The 19,531-nt window shown below is 71.7% G+C and carries 13 protein-coding genes; 4 read left to right on the top strand and 9 right to left on the bottom strand.

Going from position 1 to position 19,531, the window contains the following annotated elements; genetic code table 11:
- The first annotated feature begins 106 nt into the window (after window positions 1–106).
- Window positions 107–931, top strand: a complete 825-nt coding sequence (locus ACXN5W_RS14295) for an SAM-dependent methyltransferase (protein ID WP_473158744.1) — start codon at window positions 107–109, stop codon at window positions 929–931.
- 173 nt (window positions 932–1,104) lie between these two features.
- Here the strand turns inward: ACXN5W_RS14295 and pflA are convergent, their stop codons facing one another.
- The 4 genes from pflA to ACXN5W_RS14275 all read right to left on the bottom strand — a co-directional run bounded on the left by pflA (window position 1,105) and on the right by ACXN5W_RS14275 (window position 6,314).
- On the bottom strand, window positions 1,105–1,875 hold the full coding sequence (gene pflA, locus ACXN5W_RS14290) for a pyruvate formate-lyase-activating protein (protein WP_473158743.1): 771 nt from the start codon (window positions 1,873–1,875) through the stop codon (window positions 1,105–1,107).
- Window positions 1,876–1,880: 5 nt separating this feature from the next.
- Window positions 1,881–4,124 carry a formate C-acetyltransferase gene (gene pflB, locus ACXN5W_RS14285; protein WP_473158742.1) on the bottom strand — a complete coding sequence of 748 codons (2,244 nt, stop codon included), beginning with the start codon at window positions 4,122–4,124 and terminating at the stop codon, window positions 1,881–1,883.
- A gap of 682 nt (window positions 4,125–4,806) precedes the next feature.
- Window positions 4,807–5,064, bottom strand: a complete 258-nt coding sequence (locus tag ACXN5W_RS14280; RefSeq protein ID WP_473158757.1) for a hypothetical protein — start codon at window positions 5,062–5,064, stop codon at window positions 4,807–4,809.
- A 197-nt stretch (window positions 5,065–5,261) separates the two neighbouring features.
- The gene (locus ACXN5W_RS14275) at window positions 5,262–6,314 is read right to left on the bottom strand and encodes a cellulose binding domain-containing protein (RefSeq protein ID WP_473158741.1); all 1,053 of its coding nucleotides are present in this window, start codon (window positions 6,312–6,314) and stop codon (window positions 5,262–5,264) included.
- 299 nt (window positions 6,315–6,613) lie between these two features.
- Here ACXN5W_RS14275 and ACXN5W_RS14270 point away from each other — a divergent pair, with 299 nt between their 5' ends.
- Window positions 6,614–7,495, top strand: a complete 882-nt coding sequence (locus tag ACXN5W_RS14270; RefSeq protein WP_473158740.1) for a PaaX family transcriptional regulator — start codon at window positions 6,614–6,616, stop codon at window positions 7,493–7,495.
- 245 nt (window positions 7,496–7,740) lie between these two features.
- On the opposite strand, the gene ACXN5W_RS14265 is transcribed toward ACXN5W_RS14270, so the two are convergent.
- Window positions 7,741–9,375 (bottom strand): hypothetical protein, encoded by a 1,635-nt coding sequence (locus ACXN5W_RS14265; protein WP_473158739.1) that lies wholly within the window; start codon window positions 9,373–9,375, stop codon window positions 7,741–7,743.
- A gap of 437 nt (window positions 9,376–9,812) precedes the next feature.
- On the opposite strand from ACXN5W_RS14265, the gene ACXN5W_RS14260 reads away from it, so the two are divergent.
- Both ACXN5W_RS14260 and ACXN5W_RS14255 read left to right on the top strand, forming a co-directional pair.
- On the top strand, window positions 9,813–11,054 hold the full coding sequence (locus tag ACXN5W_RS14260; RefSeq protein WP_473158738.1) for an SGNH/GDSL hydrolase family protein: 1,242 nt from the start codon (window positions 9,813–9,815) through the stop codon (window positions 11,052–11,054).
- Window positions 11,055–11,063: 9 nt separating this feature from the next.
- A complete protein-coding gene (locus ACXN5W_RS14255) occupies window positions 11,064–12,476 on the top strand; it encodes an SGNH/GDSL hydrolase family protein (protein WP_473158737.1) in 1,413 nt (470 codons plus the stop codon).
- A 174-nt stretch (window positions 12,477–12,650) separates the two neighbouring features.
- Here the strand turns inward: ACXN5W_RS14255 and ACXN5W_RS14250 are convergent, their stop codons facing one another.
- The 4 genes from ACXN5W_RS14250 to ACXN5W_RS14235 all read right to left on the bottom strand — a co-directional run bounded on the left by ACXN5W_RS14250 (window position 12,651) and on the right by ACXN5W_RS14235 (window position 19,339).
- A complete protein-coding gene (locus ACXN5W_RS14250; protein WP_473158736.1) occupies window positions 12,651–13,787 on the bottom strand; it encodes a Gfo/Idh/MocA family protein in 1,137 nt (378 codons plus the stop codon).
- Complete coding sequence (locus tag ACXN5W_RS14245; protein WP_473158735.1) at window positions 13,784–16,450, bottom strand: glycoside hydrolase family 38 N-terminal domain-containing protein; 2,667 nt, start codon at window positions 16,448–16,450, stop codon at window positions 13,784–13,786. The genes ACXN5W_RS14250 and ACXN5W_RS14245 overlap by 4 nt, the downstream gene beginning before the upstream one ends.
- A complete protein-coding gene (locus tag ACXN5W_RS14240; RefSeq protein WP_473158734.1) occupies window positions 16,450–17,340 on the bottom strand; it encodes a ribokinase in 891 nt (296 codons plus the stop codon). Before ACXN5W_RS14240 ends, ACXN5W_RS14245 begins: the two co-directional genes overlap by 1 nt.
- A gap of 130 nt (window positions 17,341–17,470) precedes the next feature.
- Complete coding sequence (locus ACXN5W_RS14235) at window positions 17,471–19,339, bottom strand: glycoside hydrolase family 127 protein (RefSeq protein ID WP_473158733.1); 1,869 nt, start codon at window positions 19,337–19,339, stop codon at window positions 17,471–17,473.
- Window positions 19,340–19,531 lie beyond the last annotated feature (192 nt).

The raw sequence follows: 19,531 nt of genomic DNA, 5'->3' as shown, positions 1-19,531 counted from the left end.
GGCACACCCGGACGCACCGCGGTGGGCCGGTGTCGGTCGCTGGCCGTGGTTGTCTCGGGTCCCGCCTGGCCGCGAGCAACCCTGTCTCACGGAGGAGTGCCAAGCGTTGACTAGCGAGAGGCCGGCGCCGCCGGGCGTCGACACGACCCGGCCCAGCATCGCCCGGGTCTACGACTACTACCTCGGTGGCAAGGACAACTTCGCGGTCGACCGGAAGGCGGCCGAGCTGGCGCTGCGGGTCACACCGGACGGTGCCGAGGCGGGCCGGGCCTGCCGGGCCTTTCTCCGCCGGGCGGTCCGGTACCTTGCCGCGGAGGCGGGTATCCGACAGTTCCTCGATCTCGGCTCGGGCCTGCCTACCCAGGGTAACGTCCACGAGATCGCCCACACGGTCGATCCGGACGCCCGGGTGGTCTATGTGGACAACGATCCGATGGCGCTCGCACATGGCCGGGCCCTGCTCGCCGACGCCCGGACCACCATCGTGGTCGGCGCCGACGTCCGGGATCCGGAGACGATACTCGAACACCCCGACGTCCGGCGCATGATCGATTTTGACCAGCCGGTCGGGCTGCTGCTCCTGGCGATCCTGCACCACCTGCACGACGACGAGGACCCGGCCGGTGTCGCGCGGCGGCTGCTCGCCGCCCTGCCGTCCGGCAGCTACCTGGCGATCTCGCACTTCACCGACCCGGGCGAGGCCCGCCCCGAGGTTTCCCGGCGGACGCGCGAGGTGGAACGGGTCTTCAACGAGACGCTCGGCACCGGCCGGTGGCGTAGCCCCGAGGAGATCACCTCCTTCTTCGGCGAGCTGGAACTGGTGCCGCCCGGACTGGTGCCGCTGGCCGAGTGGCATCCCGACGGTTCGGCCGACTCGCAGCAGACGGACACCTACTACACCATCTTCGGCGGGGTGGGCCGCAAGCCCTGAGAGGCCCGTGGAGCACCCGCCCGACCGGCCACCCGCCCGGCCGGCCACCCGCCCGACGCCCACCCGCCCGGTGGGGGGCACGAGAACGACCGTTACGAACGCGCCGGTGTCGGGGGGCGTTAAGAAGGGGCCCCTGCTATACAAAAAGCGATAACAGGGGGCCCTTCCTTTCGTCAGTAGACGGTGAGGCCGCGGGCCCGGAACTGGGCGCGGACCCGGTCCACCAGGGCCGGGTCGGGCGGGGCCGTGGCGGCCAGCGGGAAGTTGAGGCCGAGCGCCGCGTACTTGCCCGTGCCGAGCCGGTGGAACGGCAGCACCTCCACCCGCCGCACGGTGGGCAGGCCGGCCACGATGTCGGCCACCGCGTCGACGTTCGCCGGGTCGTCGGTCAGCCCGGGCACCAGCACGAAGCGGACCCAGATCGGGATGCCGCGCTCGCCGAGCCGGTGGCCGAACCGTACCGTCGGCGCCAGCCGACCGGTCCGGGTCACCCGGCGGTACGTGGCCGGGTCGCCCGACTTCACGTCGAGCAGGACCAGGTCCGTGGCGGCCAGCAGCGCGTCGTCGGCGCGGTCGCCCAGAAAGCCGCTGGTGTCCAGCGCGGTGTGCAGACCCAGGTCGGCGCAGCCGCGCAGCACCTCCCGGGTGAACGCGGGCTGCATCAGCGGCTCGCCGCCGCTGAGCGTCACCCCGCCGCCGGCGACCTTGATGAACCGCTCGTACCGGCGGATGTGCAGCAGCAGGTCGTCCACGGACATCGGCCGGCCGTTGCCGCGGTGCCAGGTGTCCGGGCTGTGGCAGTACTGGCAGCGCAGCGGGCAGCCGGCGAGGAACGCCACGAACCGGGTGCCGGGCCCGTCCACCCCGGTCGACACGTCGAAGGAGTGGACCGATCCGGTGAGCCGGCCCGCGGTTGTCGGCGCCGTGGTCAGGATCGGGGTCATGGCCGTCACATCGATCCGTGGAAGGTGCGGCCGATGACGTCGCGCTGCTGCTGCGGGGTGAGCCGGACGAAGTTCACCGCGTACCCGGAGACCCGGATGGTGAGCTGTGGATACTTCTCCGGATGCGCCATGGCGTCCTCCAGGGTTGCCCGGTCCAGCACGTTGACGTTCATGTGGAAGCCGCCGGCGTCGGTGAAGCCGTCGAGCACCCCCACCAGGTTGCCGATCTGCTCGTCCCTGGTCCGCCCCAACCCGCCCGGGGTGACCGTGCTGGTCAGCGAGATCCCGTCCCGGGCGCTGTCGTACGGCAGCTTCGCCACCGACAGTGCCGAGGCGACCAGCCCGTGCCGGTCCCGGCCGTTCATCGGGTTCGCGCCCGGGGCGAACGGCTCGCCGGCCCGGCGCCCGTCCGGGGTGTTGCCGGTGTTGGTGCCGTACACCACGTTCGAGGTGATGGTCAGCACCGACAGGGTCGGCTCGGCGCCCCGGTACGCGGGCTGGCGGCGGATCTTCGCCATGAAGTTCTCGACCAGCTCCACCGCGATGGCGTCGGCCCGGTCGTCGTTGTTGCCGTACGTCGGGAAGTCGCCCTCGGCGGCGTAGTCGGTGGCCAGCCCGGACTCGTCGCGCAGCACCTTCACCCGGGCGTGCTTGATCGCCGACAGGCTGTCCGCCGCCACCGAGAGCCCGGCGATGCCGGTGGCCAGGAAACGGTGCACCGGAAAGTCGTGCAGGGCCATCTCCAGGCGCTCGTAGGCGTACCGGTCGTGCATGTAGTGGATGACGTTGAGCGCGTCCACGTACGTCTCGGCCAGCCAGTCCAGGGTCCGGTCCAGCGCGGCGACGACCTCGGCGTGGTCCAGGTACTCCCCGCCGACCGGTTCGGTGGCCGGGGCCACCTGCTCGCCGGTCAGCTCGTCCCGACCGCCGTTGATGGCGTACAGCAGCGCCTTGGCCAGGTTGGCGCGGGCGCCGAAGAACTGCATGTCCCGGCCGACCCGCATGGCCGAGACGCAGCAGGCGATCGCCGTGTCGTCGCCGTACCGGGGCCGCAGCAGGTCGTCGTTCTCGTACTGGATGGCGCTGGTGTCCAGCGACACCTGGGCGCAGAACCGTTTGAATCCGGTGGGCAGGTCCGGCGACCACAGCACGGTCAGGTTGGGCTCGGGGGCCGGGCCGAGGTTGTACAGCGTCTGCAGGTAGCGGAACGTCGTCCGGGTGACCAGCGGCCGGCCGTCCGTGCCGATCCCGCCGAGTGACTCGGTGACCCAGGTGGGGTCGCCGGAGAAGAGCTGGTCGTAGTCGGGGGTGCGGAGGAACCGGATGATCCGCAACTTGATGACGAAGTCGTCGATCAGTTCCTGGGCGTCGGTCTCGGTCAGCCGGCCCGCCGCGATGTCCCGCTGGAGGTAGCAGTCGAGGAAGCTGGCCGTGCGGCCCAGCGACATGGCCGCGCCGTTCTGCTCCTTGGTCGCGCCGAGGTAGCCGAAGTAGAGCCACTGGATGGCCTCCCGGGCCGTACCGGCCGGGCCGCCGATGTCGCACCCGTAGGCGGCGGCCATCAGCTTCAGTTCCGCCAGCGCCCGGGCCTGCTCGGCCAGCTCCTCGCGGTCCCGGATCACGTCCTCGGTGCTGCGCCGGTCGTCCAGGGCCGCCTTCAGCGCCTCCCGGTCGGCGATCAGCCGGTCCACCCCGTACAGGGCCACCCGCCGGTAGTCACCGATGATCCGACCCCGCCCGTAGGCGTCGGGCAGGCCGGTGATGATGTGCGACCGCCGCGCGGCCCGCACGTCCGCCGGGTAGGCGTCGAAGACGCCGTCGTTGTGGGTCTTGCGGTACGTCGAGAAGATCTGCCGGACACCTTCGTCGAGTTCGTAGCCGTACGCCTTCAAACCGGCCTCGACCATCCGCAGCCCGCCGTTGGGCATGATGGCCCGGCGCAGCGGCGCGTCGGTCTGGAGGCCGACGATCAGTTCCCGGTCCCGGTCCAGGTAGCCGGGCCGGTGCGCGGTGATGGTGGACGGGGTCCGGGTGTCCACGTCGTAGATTCCGCGTCGCCGTTCCTCGACGAACATCGCCCGTAGGCCGTCCCAGAGGGCCGTCGTGCGCGGGGTCGGCCCGGCGAGGAAGCCGGGTCCCGCCTCGTACGGTGTGACGTTGTCCCGGACGAACGCCGCCACGTCGATCCGTTCCCGCCAGTCCTGGCCGGTGAAGTCACGCCAGGCATCCTGGGTGTCCGCATACCGCATGTGAAGCCTCCTCAAGCCTGCGCTCTCAGCCTGAGTGACGGCCAGCCGATCGGTCAGGGCCGAAGGACCCGGACCGCCCGGGCCATCCGCCCGCCGGCCCGTCCCCTCGCCCGGAACAGGCCCGTACCCTGTCGCGCCCGGCGCCTCATCGCCCTCTCAGTAGAGCTGGCACTCCCAGGATTCGAGCTCTCGCTCTCCTGGCGGAAGCGTTCCCGTGCAGTACTGGTAGAGCCACGTCGCGGCAAGCTACCGGTGCCATCGGCGCGTGATCCATCGGATTACCGCGGAAGGCACCAACGCCCCTGGCTGTTGCCGAAGCCGGCCGACTGTCCCGGCTGACCGCCGGCACGCCGTCGTGATGATCTCTTGAAGCCGACGGTGGCGCGAACAGCTGCGACGACGAGGTCGTATTGATGCGGGTCAGGTATGGCAGCTCCGTCGGCGCGGCCACCGGCTCAAGCGGTATCGGACCGTGGCCACCAGGTACGACAAGCAACAACTTGCGCGCACCGGCGCCTGTTCGATCAGATGCGATTACGCGCTCGTTGGCGCGCGCCCAGATCGACTCCTCGCTGATGTGCGCGATGTCGAAACGGCGCAGGAACGCCTGCCACAGCAGGTCGATCATGGTCGGGTCGGGCCCGGGCGGCGCGGCGGGTCGGCCCGGGGTGCAGTCGCCGGGTCACCGGGCTGTCAGTGCCCGGCGGTGATCAGTCAGTCCACCACCGTGCGCAGCTGCTCGGCGGTGACCACGGCCAGTTCGGTGCCTGGGGCCAGCCGGACCGCGTCCAGCGGCGCGGTCCACGTGGCACAGGATCCGCTCCGGCCCGGCGTGCGCTTCCGGCCGCGGCCAGCAGGTGACAGCCACGGCCAGGACGATCCGCCCGTCGGTGGCCCGTGGCATCGACGTCGGGGCCACCACGGTCCGCAACCGTTCCACGTCGGTCCGACCGGCACCAAGCGCGCCGTACAACGGGCCGTGACCTCGACGGTGCGCCGATCACCCGATCATCGTCCCCGCCCGCCGCATCCACAGCGAAACAACAACGACGATGGGGCCAGCCCGCTGTCCAAGCGGCCCGACCCCAACACCTCAAACGTTCGATGATCACGGCGCTAGCGAGACGTTTGCACCAGTCACCCCCAGTACCCGATGGCCTGCCGGCCGAGCGACTGCTGTCCTGCCGTGTTCGCGTGGCAGCCGTCGGATACCTCACCACTGTGGAGGCGGAACGTGCCAGGGTAGATCACATTCTGCGTCGAGTCGGCGGCGGCCTGCCGGGCCATGCTGTCGGTCAGCTCCGGGCCGCCGGAGCCGGCCAGGAAGCAGGTCTGGCCGGCATCGTAGAGCGGCTGACCGGAGATGTAGATTGTCGCTCCGGGGGCGGCGTGCTGACGCGCGTTGGCGATGAGCCGCCTGACCTCGTCGTAGGTCACGCCGTTCTGGGCGAAGATGCAGATCTGCACCCAGACGGTTGTCGGTCGGCCGTACTGGGCCGCCTGCCGGTCGAAGCTCTGCCAGGAGCTGGAGTTGGGGTCGGTCCACGACTGTACGACCGCGCCGCCCGTGCCGTACGGACCCCACATGCGCTGGCCGCCGACCGCCCGGTACCCCTGCGAGACGTTTTCGGCCATCGAGCAGCCAATGAAGCCCATCGTGTTCGGGCCTCCCGTCGCGGGTGGGGTCGTCGGGGGTGGCGTGGTCGGGCGTGAGGTGGTGGGGGTCGGGGTCGGTCCGGCCGTGGGGCCGGTGGTCGGCTGGGTAGTGCCGTTACAGGTCGTGCCGTTGAGCGAGAAGCTGCTGGGCACCGAGTTGCTGCTGTTGTTCCACGAGCCGTTGAACCCGAAGGTGGTGCTGGCGTTGGCGGCGAGGTTGCCGTTCCAGCTGGCGTTGCGGGCGGTGACTTGTGAGCCGCTCTGGCTGACTGTGGCGCTCCATGCCTGGATCACCTGCTGGCCGCCGCTGAACGACCAGGTCAGTGTCCAACTGGTGACCGGGTCGCCCAGGTTGGTCAAGCTGACGTTGCCGGTGAAACCGCCCTGCCATTGGGCGCTCACCGAGTAGGTGACCTGGCAACCGGCGGCTGCCGCGGCCGGCGTGGTGGCGGCTACCACCGCGACGCCAGCGACGAGTGCTACCGCCGTCGGCGCGGCGGCGGCAGCGAATAGGCGAGAACGAGATAGGCGCATTGCCCCTCCTCAACTGCTTGCGTCGGTGGGATTGAACTCAGGTGCGAGCTGATGTCGCGTCTGACCACTGAGGTCGCACCAGCTATATCGACGTACGTCGCTGAGATGCGACCATATGACATCCACTTGACGGTGGTCAATGCCTACGTCGAACGTTGCAAAGGCGGCTAATCGCATCTTTAGTCGTGACCTGGACTTTTGTAGTCCTCCCGGAAGCTGGGTGAAGCACCGCCGAAGGGCTCAATACAATGCCCGCGTGCCTCCACAGCCCGTCCATTCGCAAAGAGCAGGTGGCGGACATGGATCTGCCTGAGCCCCCGGACGCGGCTGTTCCGTTCGGAGATGCGTCCCGGGAAAGGTTCGTGGTGTCGCGCCGCTACGCGGCCGGCACGGGCGGGGTGCGCGGCTTGCTGATCACTGTGCTTGGTGACTACGTCCGCCCGGCCCGGCGGCCGGCACCCACGTCAGCCTTCATCGATGCGCTGGGGCGCCTCGATGTGGAGGAGCCAACCTGCCGGCAGGCGCTGAATCGCGCCGTGGCGGACGGTTGGCTCGTCCGCAGCATGGTCGGACGGCACACCTGGTGGGGGCTCAGTCCGGCTTGTGAGCAGTTCCTCAACCTCGGCGCCGAACGGATCTTCGGCGCCAACGTCACGCAGCCAGACTGGGATCGTCGATGGCTGGTGGTGCTGGCGCGCGCTGCGGAGACCAACCGCGCCGGTCGACACCTGCTCCGTACGCGCTTCCGGTGGGGCGGTTTCGGTAACCCGGCACCCGGCATCTGGATCAGCACGCGTACCGACCGGGTCAAGGAGGTGGAGCAGGTACTCAGGGAAGCCGGGGTGCACCAGGAGGCGCAGATCTTCCGCTCCGAGTACCTTGCCGGCGGCGACCTCTCAACGCTGGTGCGCCAAGCCTGGGACCTCGACGAGGTGACGCGGGAGCACGATGCCTTCCTCTCGGCGTTCACCGAACCACCCTCCGACGACCCAATCGTCCGGGTCACCACACTCGTGCACGCCTGGCGCCAGATTCTGCTGATCGACCCCGTGCTGCCCAAAGAACTCCTACCCCCCGGATGGATCGGCCTCCGCGCTGCGGAACTCTTTCACCGGCAGCACGCGGAGTGGGAACCGGCAGCCACCCGCGAATGGGAACGCATCAGCAAACAGCCCCGTTAGGGTTCGGCAGGAAACCCGGGCACCCACCCGGGAGCTCCACCCCGGTACACGCTCCGACGCCTGCCCAGCCTCGATCAACTGACCGGAGCCAGCGAGCAGATGTCGCGGCCCCCCGCGAGATCCTGCCCACGCAACGCCGCTCGACGTCAGCAACAACCAAGCAGCGCACTGCCGCTGCACTGCGTATTCGACGACCAGTTCAAGCTTGGGAATTCCACCTACTCGAATACGCGACCCTGCCACTCTCAGGCCACGGTTGAGCGGCTCCAGCCCAGGGTTGTCGCGCCGCCGGAATCCACCGCCGCGATCCGGTGCGCGGCGCGGGCCCGGCGCCACCTGCGCCAGCGGGGCCGGCCCGCCCGGGTCCACAGCCAGGCGCCGATGAGACTCGCCCCGGTCAGCACGCCGAGCAGCCCCGCGGACTTCATGATCGCGTCGATGACCAGGGTCCGGCCGGTGCCTCTGTCGATGAAGAACGCGCCGGTGATCAGGGCCGCGCCGAACAGCACCGTCGCGGCGCCGGCGACCAGGGGTACGCGGCCCCGGCGTCGCTCGGTCCAGCCGCGCAGGTACGGAAACGCGATGAGGAAGACCGGTACGACAGCGAAGGCCCCCGCGACGAGGTAAACCGTGGCGAATCTCGGATCCCACATGGACAGCGGGCTCGGCTCGGTGGGCACCTGGGTCGTGTTGACTCCGAGAAAGGCGATGACGAAACCCACCGACACACCGATGAGGCTCAGCACACCGGCGGCGAACGCGTTCCATTTCTGGCGGCTCTCGTCCCGGCGGCGCTCGCGTACGTCGATCGCGGTGATCTCGGACCGCAGGCTGCCGCTGAGTTGACCGAACATCTGGCTCAACGCGCGGGCCTGCCCGGAGAGGTCCATCGCCTCGTAGAGCGCGGAGTGGAAGGTCTCGATGCGCATGAGGGGGAACTCGACGCTGAACGTCAGGTCGAACTCGAGGTTGCCGAGTTCGTCGGCGAGCGCCTCCAGCGCGTCGCGGGTCTGGACCCCGACCTGCTGCGACTGCCCGGTGTCCCGGAAGTCACGAACCTGCCGGTACGAATCACGCCAGATCTTCCGGAAGATGGTCGCGGTGCCGACCGCGTGGACGGTCGACAGGAAGATGCTGTCCTCCACCTGCATCTCGTGGTTCCAGAGCAGGCTGACATAGGGCGTGACAACGCCGAGCAGGGTCTTGTCGTTTCTGGTCAGGTTCAACTGTTCCGGCTTCTGCGGTCGGGAGAACTCCTCGCTGTACGGTGGCGACTCCCGGTAGACGATCCTGTTGATCACGTCGGCGCTCGGTTCCTCGGACTGCCGGCCGTGCGGGCTGACGAACACCAGTTGGTGCCGTTCCGGGAGCAGCGTGCGGGCCGGGGACGAGACGACGTCGGGCTCGGGGTTCGGCAGCGCCCGGTCGATGTGCTCGGCCAGTGGAACCGGGCGGTGGCCGTTTTTCGGCGTCACCAGGATCTCGCCCTCGATGCACTGTTCCAGGACCGAGGTGATGGCTCGGACGGCATCCGCCTTCTCGGGCCCGACAAGCGATTCGGTGGCGAAGCAGAAGACCGCCGCTATCACCACCTGGTTGGACGGCAGAGCGAAGATCATCGCGTCGGACTTGGTGAATACCACGTTGTCCGGCTGGTGGCGGAGGGTGAGGCCCGATGCCGCGGTCTCGCCACCGAAGAACCTGTCCGGCAGGAGCCTCGGCAGCTGTTCCCGGTACAGGTCGTAGTGGTTGGTGAGTGGCCCGAGGTTCAACTCCTGGGAAAGGTCGCGCAGCGATGTCCCGGAGTAGTGCCACGGTACGGAGTAGATGCTTATGACCCGCACCTCACATCGGCTTGCCGTACCCTCGTCATCCACCACCGGTATCGTCCTTCCGTCTTTCCTGGAGATTCCCCGCTCCGCAATTCTGGCCCTCGCGCAACGATGGTGGACTCCCCTGAAAGGGCAGACGGCATCGCGGAAGGTTTATGCATTCCGAACGTGCCGTGTGTCGGGAATGTGATTGTGGATTCGGCCCGGTCGACACCGGCCGCCGTCATTCCGGGTGACCGCTGACCGCTGTCGAGTCCCGGATGGCGCAACCGCGGCCGGCCGCCCGGTGGCCGGGTAACCGCCGTCGACCGCGGGTACCGGGAAAGCGCTGTCCGTGCTTGCGCCCCGGTCGATCCCGTACTTATATAGAGATCTATTAATTGGATCTCCTGGAGGGCCGAGGCGTGACGAACCAAGCCGACCCCGACGGCGTCCCACCGCGACCGGGTGCTCCGACCCGAAGGCCGGCCCGGCGACGTACGACGGTGTTCTGGCTCGCACTGTCGACCGCCCTCGCGACCCTGGCCGGCGGCGTGCCGGCCGGTGCCGCGCCCGCGACCCCGGGCCGACCCGACCCCGCCGGCCGACCCCCGGCGCCCGGCGCCGGCTGGGTGGGCAGTTGGGAAGCCGCCGTCAACCGGGACGCGGCGACCGACCTCACCGGCACGACCGTCCGGAACGTGGTACGGATCAGCGTCGGTGGATCGGCGGTCCGGATCCGACTGTCCAACGAGTTCGGCACCGGTCCGCTGCGGCTCGGATCGGTGACGGTGGCCCGGCCGGCCCCCGGACAGCCGGACGCGACGACGCTGCCCGGCAGCCTGCGGCGGGTCACCTTCGGCGGGCACGCTGCGGTCAGCGTGCCCGCCGGGCGGGACGTGCTCAGCGATCCGGTGCCGATGACCGTCCCGGACCGCGCCGAACTGCTGCTCAGCGGGTACGTCCGGGAGCAGTCCGGGCCGGCCACCGTACACGGGCTGGCCTGGCGCGACTCGTACCTCGCCCCCGGCGGCGACCACGCCGCCGACCAGGACGGTGGCGCCTTCACCGCGACGACCTCCGCGTGGTACGCCGTGACCGGGGTGGACGTGCGGAACCCGACCGTACCCGGCGCGGTGGTGACGTTCGGCGACTCCATCACCGACGGCTACATGTCCAGCTACGGAGCCGACCGGCGGTACCCCGACCGCCTGGCCGAACGGCTGCTCGACCGGCCGCCGGGCCGGCGGCTGGCCGTGCAGAACGCCGGGATCACCGGCAACCGACTGCTGCTGCCCGGGATGTACGACGGCTTCGGCCCGGCCGCGCCGGACCGGTTCGACAGCGACGTGCTGTCCCGGACCGGCGCGCGGACCGTACTGCTGCTGGAGGGGATCAACGACATCCAGCAGACGCCGAACGAGACCGACCCGGCTCGGATCGTCGGCGCGCTGCGCCAGCTCGCCGGCCGGGCCCACCGGCACGGCCTGCGGGTGGTCGCCGGCACGCTGACCCCGTTCGAGGGGTGGTCCGAGTACACCCCGGAACTGGAGGCGGTCCGGTTGGCGGTCAACGACGCCATCCGCGCCGACCGCGCCTTCGACGCCGTCGTGGACTTCGACCGGGCCACCCGGGACCCGGCCGAGCCGCACCGGCTGCTCCCGGCCTACGACAGCGGCGACCACCTGCACCCCAACGACACCGGGTACGCCGCCATGGCGTCGGCCGTCGATCTCGACCAGCTCTAGGAGACGCGCGTGACCGTACATTCCGACGTACCGTTCCCGACGGCCGGTCCGCGCCGTCGGCTCGCCCCGCTGGCGGTCGCCGCCGGGGTGGCGCTGGTGCTGGCGGGCGGCGCGCTGGCCCGGACGGCGGCCACCCCGGCCGGCCCGGACGCCGGCTCACCCGCCGCCGGCACCTGGGTGGCGGCCTGGGCGCCGAGCCCCGTGGTGGGCAGCGAGATCCCCTGGTCGGACTGTCCCGCCGGTAAGGGCCTGGCCGACCAGACCGTCCGGAACGTGGCGTTCGTGACCGCCGGCGGCTCCGCCGTGCGGGTACGGATCACCAACACCTTCGGCGAACGGGCCCTGCGCGTCGACCACGCCTCGGTGGCGGTGCAGGGTGCCGGCGCCGCCGCGAAGCCCGGTACCGTCCGGGCGCTCACCTTCAACGGGCAGCCGGTGGTGACCGTCGCCGCCGGCGGCCGGGCGCTCAGCGACCCGGTGCCGCTCACCGTGGCCGCCCTGTCCACCCTGCTGGTCTCGGTACACGTGCCCGAGCCGACCGGCCCGGTGACCAACCACCCGTTCACCGCCCAGGGCAACTACCTGGCCGCCGGTGACCGGGCACTGGCCACCGGCGCCGAGGGGTACGCCGACACCCCGTGCTGGATGCTCGTCGACGGCCTCGACGTACGGTCGCCCGACCGGGTCGGCTCGGTGGTGGCGCTCGGCGACTCGATCACCGACACCGCGAACACCACCGGCAACGCCAACCACCGGTGGCCGGACTACCTGGCCCGTCGGCTCGACAACTCGGGTCGGTGCTCGCCTCCGCCACAGCCCGGCTCCGGCTGCGCCCCGACGGGCGATCCGGGCCGGTGCTCGCCTCCGCCACAGCCCGGCTCCGGCTGCGCCCCGAGGGACAGGCGCGCGGCTGAGACGCTGTCGGTGGTCAACGAGGGACTGGGTGGCAACCGGTTGCTCGCGCCGCGTGAGGACGGGGCGTACTGGGGGGTGCCGGCGCTGGCCCGGCTGGAGCGTGACGTCTACGCCCAGACCGGAGTGCGGGCGGTGATCATGCTGGAGGGCACCAACGACATCGGTTTCAGCGCCCCGGCGGCCGACATCATCGACGGCTACCGGCAGGTCGTCGCGCAGACCCACACGCAAGGGCTGCCGATCTTCCTCGGCACCGTCCCGCCGCTCGGCGGATCCTTCATGGACACCCCGGAGCGGCGGGCCATCTGGGCCGACGTCAACACCTGGATCCGGGCCAACCGGGAGGCCGACGGAGTGGTCGACTTCGCCCGGGCGCTCGGCGACCCCGCCGATCCGGCAGTGCTGCTGCCGGCGTACGACAGCGGGGACCACCTGCACCCCAACGACGCCGGCTGCGCCGCGATGGCGGACGCGGTCGACCTGCCCGCACTGCTCCGGCACCGCTGATCCGGCGCCGGTACCCAGCGGCCCCGTCGGTGCCGTTCCGGCGATGCCCGCCGGGTCCCCGGCCGGCGGTGCCGCTCCGGCGAGACAGGTGGGCTGCGCTCCGGCGGTTAGGAAGGGCCCCTTCCTATACAAAAAGCGACAACAAGGGGCCCTTCCTTTCCAGCGGAGCTTTGGTTAGAGGCCGACCTGGGACAGTAGGTCGGCCAGTTCGACCGGGCGGCCACCGTCGCGGGCGGACCGGCGGACCGCCTCCATCAGGCAGAACGTCTCGATACCCTCGGCGAGGTCGGGGGAGTGTGGCTCGTCCGAGGTGAGCGCGTCGGCGAAGTACTGGAGGTAGTTGGCGAACTCCCCGTAGTGCATGCCGTGGACCTCGTTGTTGAAGTGGTAGTGGCGGTACTCGTAGAGCATGTCCTCCACCACCTCGGTGCCGTCCGGCGCGGTGTGCAGGTACCGCATGTCGTGGTACTGCGCCATCGAGGTGCCGTCCGAGCCGTACAGCAGGCACTCGATCGAGTTGCGGGCCCGGGGCAGTTCGTGCATCCCGTAGTGCCCGAACACCCGACCCAGTCGGCCGTCCGGGGTCACCGCGTTGACCGAGTAGACGTCGTACGACGCGCAGCCGTGCGCGCGGGCCAACGCCGAACGGGTGCCGACGGCCGACACCGAGGCGATCGGTCCGAGGTACCAGCGCAGCAGGTCCAGCGGGTGGCTCAGGCCCAGGTACACCCAGTCGGTGCCGTCGAGAATCCACGGCCGCCCGTCGTAGTACCAGTCCATCCGGTGTGTGTAGTGCGCCTCGACCACCTCGATGTCGCCGACCTCACCGCGTTCGTACGCCGCCCGTTGCCGGCGGAACGACTCGAAGAACCGGGTGGACTGGCCCACCAGCAGCCGCCGGCCGGTGCGCCGGGCCACCGCCAGCACCTCGCGGGCCGCGCCGAAGTCGTTGACGATCGGCTTGGTGCAGACCACGTCCTTGCCGGCCTCGAACGCCGCGATGATGTGCTCGGCGTGCCGGTGGTCCGGCGTGTAGACGCCGACGATCCGCACGTCGTCCCGGGCCAGCAGGTCGGCGTACGAGGTGGTCATGGCCACCTCGGGCACCTCGGCGCCCACCTTTGCCAGGGTCGCCGGGTCGAGGTCGCAGCCGGCCACCGATCGTACGCTCCGGGTCCGGTACGCGGCCAGCAGCGCGGTCCGGCCCTCATGCAGGCCGACCACGCCGAGACCGAGCCGGTCGGCCACCGGCACGGACTCGTCCCGAGGGTACGAATGGGTCCCGCGGGCGACGCGGGGAAAGTAGCTCACTGCTCCTCCTCGATACGGGGGCACGGGTCCTCATCGGTACGGGGGCACGGGTCCTCATCGGTACCGGCAGGTGCCTCGTCCGTGCGGACGGGTGCGTCATCGGTGCGGTGGACGGTGGCCCACACCTCGCGGTGGGCATCCAGGTCGCGAGCCTGCTTGCCGGCCTCCACGAGGTCCAGCACCACCGTGGTGATCTGGTACGGCGACAGCGCGACGGAGACCCGGGAGGTCCCGCCGGTCGTGGCGACCCGCAGCGGCTCGCGCAGTTCACCGAGCGTGCTGGCCCGCCAGGCGCCGGCCACGGTGCCGGTGACCACCAGCCCGGCGGTGCCGGCCACCCCGTCGAACTCGACCAGCCGGACCAGCACCGGTCGGTCCAGCTTCCCGGTGGCGTGTCCGGGCAGGCCGGTGCCGGCGTACCCGGTCTCCCGGTACGCGGCCGTGACCACGGCGCCGGGCAGGCCGTCGAGCCGGACCAGCGAGAACTCCGCCGGCAGCCCGCCACCGGACCCGGCCGGGTGGTCCGCACCGGACCCGGCCGGGTGGTCCGCGCCGGACCCGACCGGGTGGTCCGCATCGGACCCGACCGGTGCGCTCGGCGGGTCGCCGGGCCGGTCCGGGCGGGCCACCAGGACCGGCCGGGTGAACTCCTGGGCCAGCCGCCACCGGGTGGCCGGGGCCAGGCCGGTGTGTCGCAGCACCCGCATCCGGGCGTGCAACGCCGGGGCGAAGTGCCGTTCGTCCCACGGGTCGCGCATGGACAGCACGTTCCAGGCACCCCGCTCGGCCCGCAGGAAGCCCTGGCTGCCGTCGTGCAGCCAGAGCAGTCCGGTGCCCTCGGCGTCGAGCAGGTCCACCAGTTGCAGACCCGTGAACGGGTCGACCACCTCCTCGAACACCTGGGGTGAGGTCATCCAGTCCCCGGTGGGGTACTTGCGCGGGTACCTGCCGCGCCCGCTGACCGCGGTGACCGCGTACGGGGTGTCGTGCAGCACGGTCCGCACGTCCAGATCCGGCTCCACCAGGGTCATCAGGCTGGCGTGGTGCCGCCCGTCCGGCGGGGCGACGGCGTCGCAGTCGAAGGACAGGTCGACGGCGTCGAGTTCCGGTGCCAGCGCGACGGTCAGCCGGACCTCGTCGCCGGCCGGCGAGCCGAGCGACAGCAGCACCCGGTCATGGTCGATCCGAACCGCCGTGGGGACGTACCGGTGCTCGACACCGTCGCGTTCGCAGCGCAGGCCACCGAGCCCGGCCGGACCGCAGCCCAGCCCGCCGATCGTGGTGACCACCCCGCGACGCTTGTCGAGTACCACCAGGAACCCGCCCCGGCGCAGCGTGATGGTGTCGGCGCCCTCCTCGACCGCCACCGCCGGCCCGGTCGGTCCGGTGTCGGTGACCACCGTCCAGCCGAGCGCCGGCACCTCGATCCGGCGGCCGTCCAGCACCGCCGACCGGGCCCAGCCGAGCGGGTTGACCAGGACGGTCCGGCCGGCCGGACCGGGTGTTCCGGCGGCGACCCGGGCCACGGTCCGGTCCAGCACCGCGCGGGCCAGCGCGTACCCCCGGTCCAGGCCGGCGTACCCGACGTGCCCGCACAGCCCCTCGCACTCGTCGTTGTCGTGGTGCTGGAAGGCCAGCAGCTCGCGCCAGCCCTCCTCCAACTCCCACACCGGATAGACGTCCCAGTGCGGGTACGGCCGGCCGAGCCGGCCGGCCAGCACGGACAGCGACTCGGCGGCCAGCAGGGTCTGCTCGGTCTCCCGACTGCGCCGGTGCCCGAGGTCGCCGTTCTTGCCGAGGCTCATCCCGTGGAAGACGTCGTCCATCGTGTAGCGCCGCACCGGCGCGTGCTCCCGGACCGCGTCGAGCACCTCGGACAGGGTGCCGAACCGCAAGTCCAGCCCCGGCGTGGCCAGCAACTCCCGCATGCCGTCGAGCAGCAGCTCGGACCGGCACATCCAGTCCGGCGACGGCAGCAGTTCCAGCCACTGCTGGATCACCGGCGCCGGTGACCCGGCCAGCAGGGGATGGGCCCGCAGCGCGGCGAAGTCCTCGGGCCACTGGTGCAGGTTGAGCGGGCCGCGCGGAGTGGCGAGGATGCGGGTGCCGTCCAGCCCCTCCCACCACACCGCCGGGGCATCCTCAACCGGTACGTGCGGGGTGTGCCAGGTCCACTGGAAGAACAGCGAGGCGTACCGGTATCCGGTGTCGGCGAGCAGCTGCGGCAGCTGCGGGTAGAAGGCGAACTCCTCCTCCCAGTAGCTGACCGGGCGGACCCCGAGCAGCCGCCGGACCGCCCGGACCCCGTACGTGAGCTGGCGTACCGCCGACTCGCCGTGGTGGAACAGCGGGTACGGCTGGCCGTAGCTGGCCCCGACGATCTCCACGGTCCGGTCGGCCACCGCCGCACGCAGTTCGGCGAGCGCGTCCGGTTCCTCGGCGGCCATCCGCTCGTACCCGACGGCGTCGAAGTTCAGGTTGCCGCGGGCGCCGGTGGCGGCGGTGAAGGCGAGCATGTCCCGGACGGACGCGCCGAGCACGCCGTACCCCCACAACCACTGCATGTCCACCCAGTGGAAGTGGTTGCCGAAGGTGTACCAGACCGGCCGGTCCGGGCTCGCCGGACTGCCGGCCGGATCGGGGGCGGAGTGGTCGCGGCCCATCAGCCGGCCTCGGTGCCGGGCCGGGCGCCGGGCCGGGTGACCGCCCGGGATCCGGCGGCGACACCGGCCGCCACCGCGACCGGCAGGCTGGCGCCGGTGGCCAGCGCGACCGCCAGGGCGCCGACGAAAGCGTCCCCGGCGCCGACCGTGTCGACGACCGGTACGACCGGCGCCGGGCAGTGCCCGGCCGGTACGTCAGGGCCGGCGTACACCGCGCCCTCGGCGCCGAGCGTGACCACCACGGCGCAGCCGGCCCGGTTCGCGACCGCGCCGGCGGCGTCCGGGGTGGCGATGTCGGTGCCGAACACGGTCCGCGCCTCGCCCTCGTTGACGACCAGCACGTCGAGCGCGGCCAGCAGCTCGGGTTCCAGCACGGCCGCGGGGGCGGCGTTGCAGACCGACCGGGCGCCGGCGGTCCGGGCGGCGGTGACCAGGGCCGCGACGGCCGGCCGGGGGATCTCCAGCTGGCACACCGCGACATCGCCCGGACCCAGGCCGGCGGTGGCCCGGTGGGCGTCGGTGCCGTCCACCGCCCCGTTGGCACCGGCCGCGACGGCGATCAGGTTGTCCCCGTTCGCGTCGACCAGAACCAGCGCGGTGCCGCTGGGCTCGGTCGGGTCCACGGTGACGCCGGTGTCGTCCACGCCGGCGGCCACGAGGTCCGCCCGCATCCGCCGGCCGTACCCGTCGGCACCCACCCGGCCGACCATCCGCACGGCCGGACCGGCGGGTCCGGCCTCGACGACCGCGGCTACCGCCTGGTTCGCGCCCTTTCCGCCGCTGTGGGTACGCAGCCGCCCGCCCAGCACCGTCTGCCCGGCCAGGGGTAGCGCCGGCACATCCAGTACGAGATCGGTGTTGAGGCTGCCCAGGACCACGATGTCAGGCACGGGCGGCCTCCCTCGACAGCGCCGTGCGCGGCGCGTGGTCGAAGCTGGTGATCAATGGTCCTCCTCGGTCAGCCACCGGTTGCCCGGCGGGTGACCCCTGCCGGATCCGACCGGTGGCAGTTGGACGTTCCTAGGCGAGCGGGATGAACACCCGCATCTCGCCGGGCTGCCGGTTGGCCCAGGCGTAGTAGGGGACCGCGGTCACCCGTACCGCCGTGGTGGACACCGGGGTGGCGCCGTACGGCCGGTACAGCGGACCGTCGTCGTCCGGCGCCGCCGCCGCGTCGGTGGTCAGCGTGGTCACCCCGCCGAGCAGGTCCGGCCGGTGTTCGGCCGTCCACCGTTCGGTGCCGCTGAGCCGGATGTCCGCCACCGGGCCGGTCTGGTCGGCCTGTTCCAGGCAGTAGACCAGCGGTCCCCGGGCCAGCGCCGCCCGGTGGTGCGTGGCGGCGACCCGGGGGTGCGTGACAAGCGCCCGGACCTCCGCGTCGAAGGCCAGTTCCACGGCGTCCCCGGGCGCCCAGGTACGGCGCAGCGCGATCTGCCGGGCCCCGGCCTCGACCGTCACCGGCTCACCGTTGACCCGGACCGTCACGTCCGGCCCGGCCCAGCCCGGCACCGGGAGCACCAGCGTGAACTCGGTGGGCGCCGGTGGGTCGACGGCGAGCCGTACCTCGCCCCGCCAGGGCAGGCCGGTGGCGAGGCCGAAGCGGACCTCGGTGCCGTCGGTCAGCCGTACCTCGGCCTCGTTGCCGATGTAGAGCTGGACCTGCACGCCCTCGTCGCTGGTGGTGTAGAGATAGCCGGGCAGCGAGGCCAGCAACCGGGCGATGTTGGGTGGGCAGCAGGCGCAGCTGAACCACTCGGCCCGCCGGTGCCGCCCGGCGTCCGCGAGCGGGTTCTGGTAGAAGAACTCCGTCCCGGACAGCGACAGGCCGGGCAGCACGCCGTTGTGCAACGCGGTCTCCACCGCGTCGCGGTACTGCGGTTCACCGGTCAGCAGCAGCATCCGCCAGGCCAGGAAGATGTGCGCGATCGCCGCGCAGGTCTCGTTGTAGGACCGGTCCGGCAGCTCGTACGGGTCGCCGAACGCCTCGCCGTCCCAGCGCGCGCCCACCCCGCCGGTGACCGAGGTCTTGCCGCCGGCCAGGTCGGCCCAGAGCCGCGTCAGGGCCTCCCGCAGCTGCGCGTCGCCGGTCTCCAGCACCACGTCGGCCATGCCGGCGTACAGGTACAGGGCCCGGACCGCGTGCCCGGTCACCCGGGTCTGCCGCCGGACCGGTTCGTGGTCGACCAGGTACTCACTGCCGTCCAGCACCCCGGCGCCGCGCGAGTCGAGCTGCCAGGTGGCCAGGGTCAACCATCGCTCGTCGCCGGTGACCCGGTACAACTCGACCAGGGCCATCTCCAGGCCGGGGTGACCGCAGGCCCCGGGCACCTCGCCCGGGGCGAACCGTTCGGCGATGTGCGTGCAGGCCCGCAGCGCCACCTCCAGCAGGGCGGTGTCGCCGGTGGCCCGTACGTGTGCCACGGCCGCGGCGACCAGGTGCCCGACGCAGTACATCTCGTGCCGGACCACGAGGTCCGTCCAGCGCTCTCCGACCCGGTCGACGGAGAAGTACGTGTTCAGGTAGCCGTCGCTGTCCTGGGCGCCGGCTACCAGCTTGATCACCGAGTCGAGCCGGTCGGTCAGTTCGGCCGACCGATCGGTCGCGAGGCTCCAGGAGGCCGCCTCGATCCACTTGTAGACGTCGGAGTCGGAGTAGTACCGGCCGCTGAACTCGCCACCGACGCTCCCGGCGGCTCGCTGGAAGTTGCGGAGCGCGCCGGTCGTCTCGCACTGCTCGTGCTGGGCCGGGATGGTCACCTCCCGGTTGCGGCGCAGCCGGGGCGCCCAGAAGTCGTCCGTGATCCGGACGTCTCGCGGCGCGACCGGCCGGAGCCGGGCGTACCGGCTGGCCGAGGTGTCGACGACGGGTCCGGGGCGATTGTCTGACATGCGAAACTCCAGCGCGGATCGGTGCGGACGCCGGACCCGGGACGCCGGGCGCGGCGGGTGGTGGGCCGGCCCGTGGTGTCCGGGCGCGGCGGGGTGGTCAGCCCGGATGTCCGGGCCGGGTACGGCGGATGGCCGGCCCGGTGTCCGGGCGCGGTGGCGGTCGATGGATCGGGTCCGGTCGGGGATCGGGAT

The sequence above is a fragment of the Plantactinospora sp. A48 genome (assembly GCF_055793945.1).
This window is presented reverse-complemented; position numbering and strand designations above follow the sequence as displayed.

What these genes read in the sequence shown, in the direction of transcription:
- pflA (WP_473158743.1), bottom strand. Translation starts at nt 1,875, where the DNA reads ATGACCCCGATCCTGACCACGGCGCCGACAACCGCGGGCCGGCTCACC.
- pflB (WP_473158742.1), bottom strand. Translation starts at nt 4,124, where the DNA reads ATGCGGTATGCGGACACCCAGGATGCCTGGCGTGACTTCACCGGCCAG.
- ACXN5W_RS14275 (WP_473158741.1), bottom strand. Translation starts at nt 6,314, where the DNA reads ATGCGCCTATCTCGTTCTCGCCTATTCGCTGCCGCCGCCGCGCCGACG.
- ACXN5W_RS14270 (WP_473158740.1), top strand. Translation starts at nt 6,614, where the DNA reads ATGGATCTGCCTGAGCCCCCGGACGCGGCTGTTCCGTTCGGAGATGCG.
- ACXN5W_RS14245 (WP_473158735.1), bottom strand. Translation starts at nt 16,450, where the DNA reads ATGGGCCGCGACCACTCCGCCCCCGATCCGGCCGGCAGTCCGGCGAGC.
- ACXN5W_RS14235 (WP_473158733.1), bottom strand. Translation starts at nt 19,339, where the DNA reads ATGTCAGACAATCGCCCCGGACCCGTCGTCGACACCTCGGCCAGCCGG.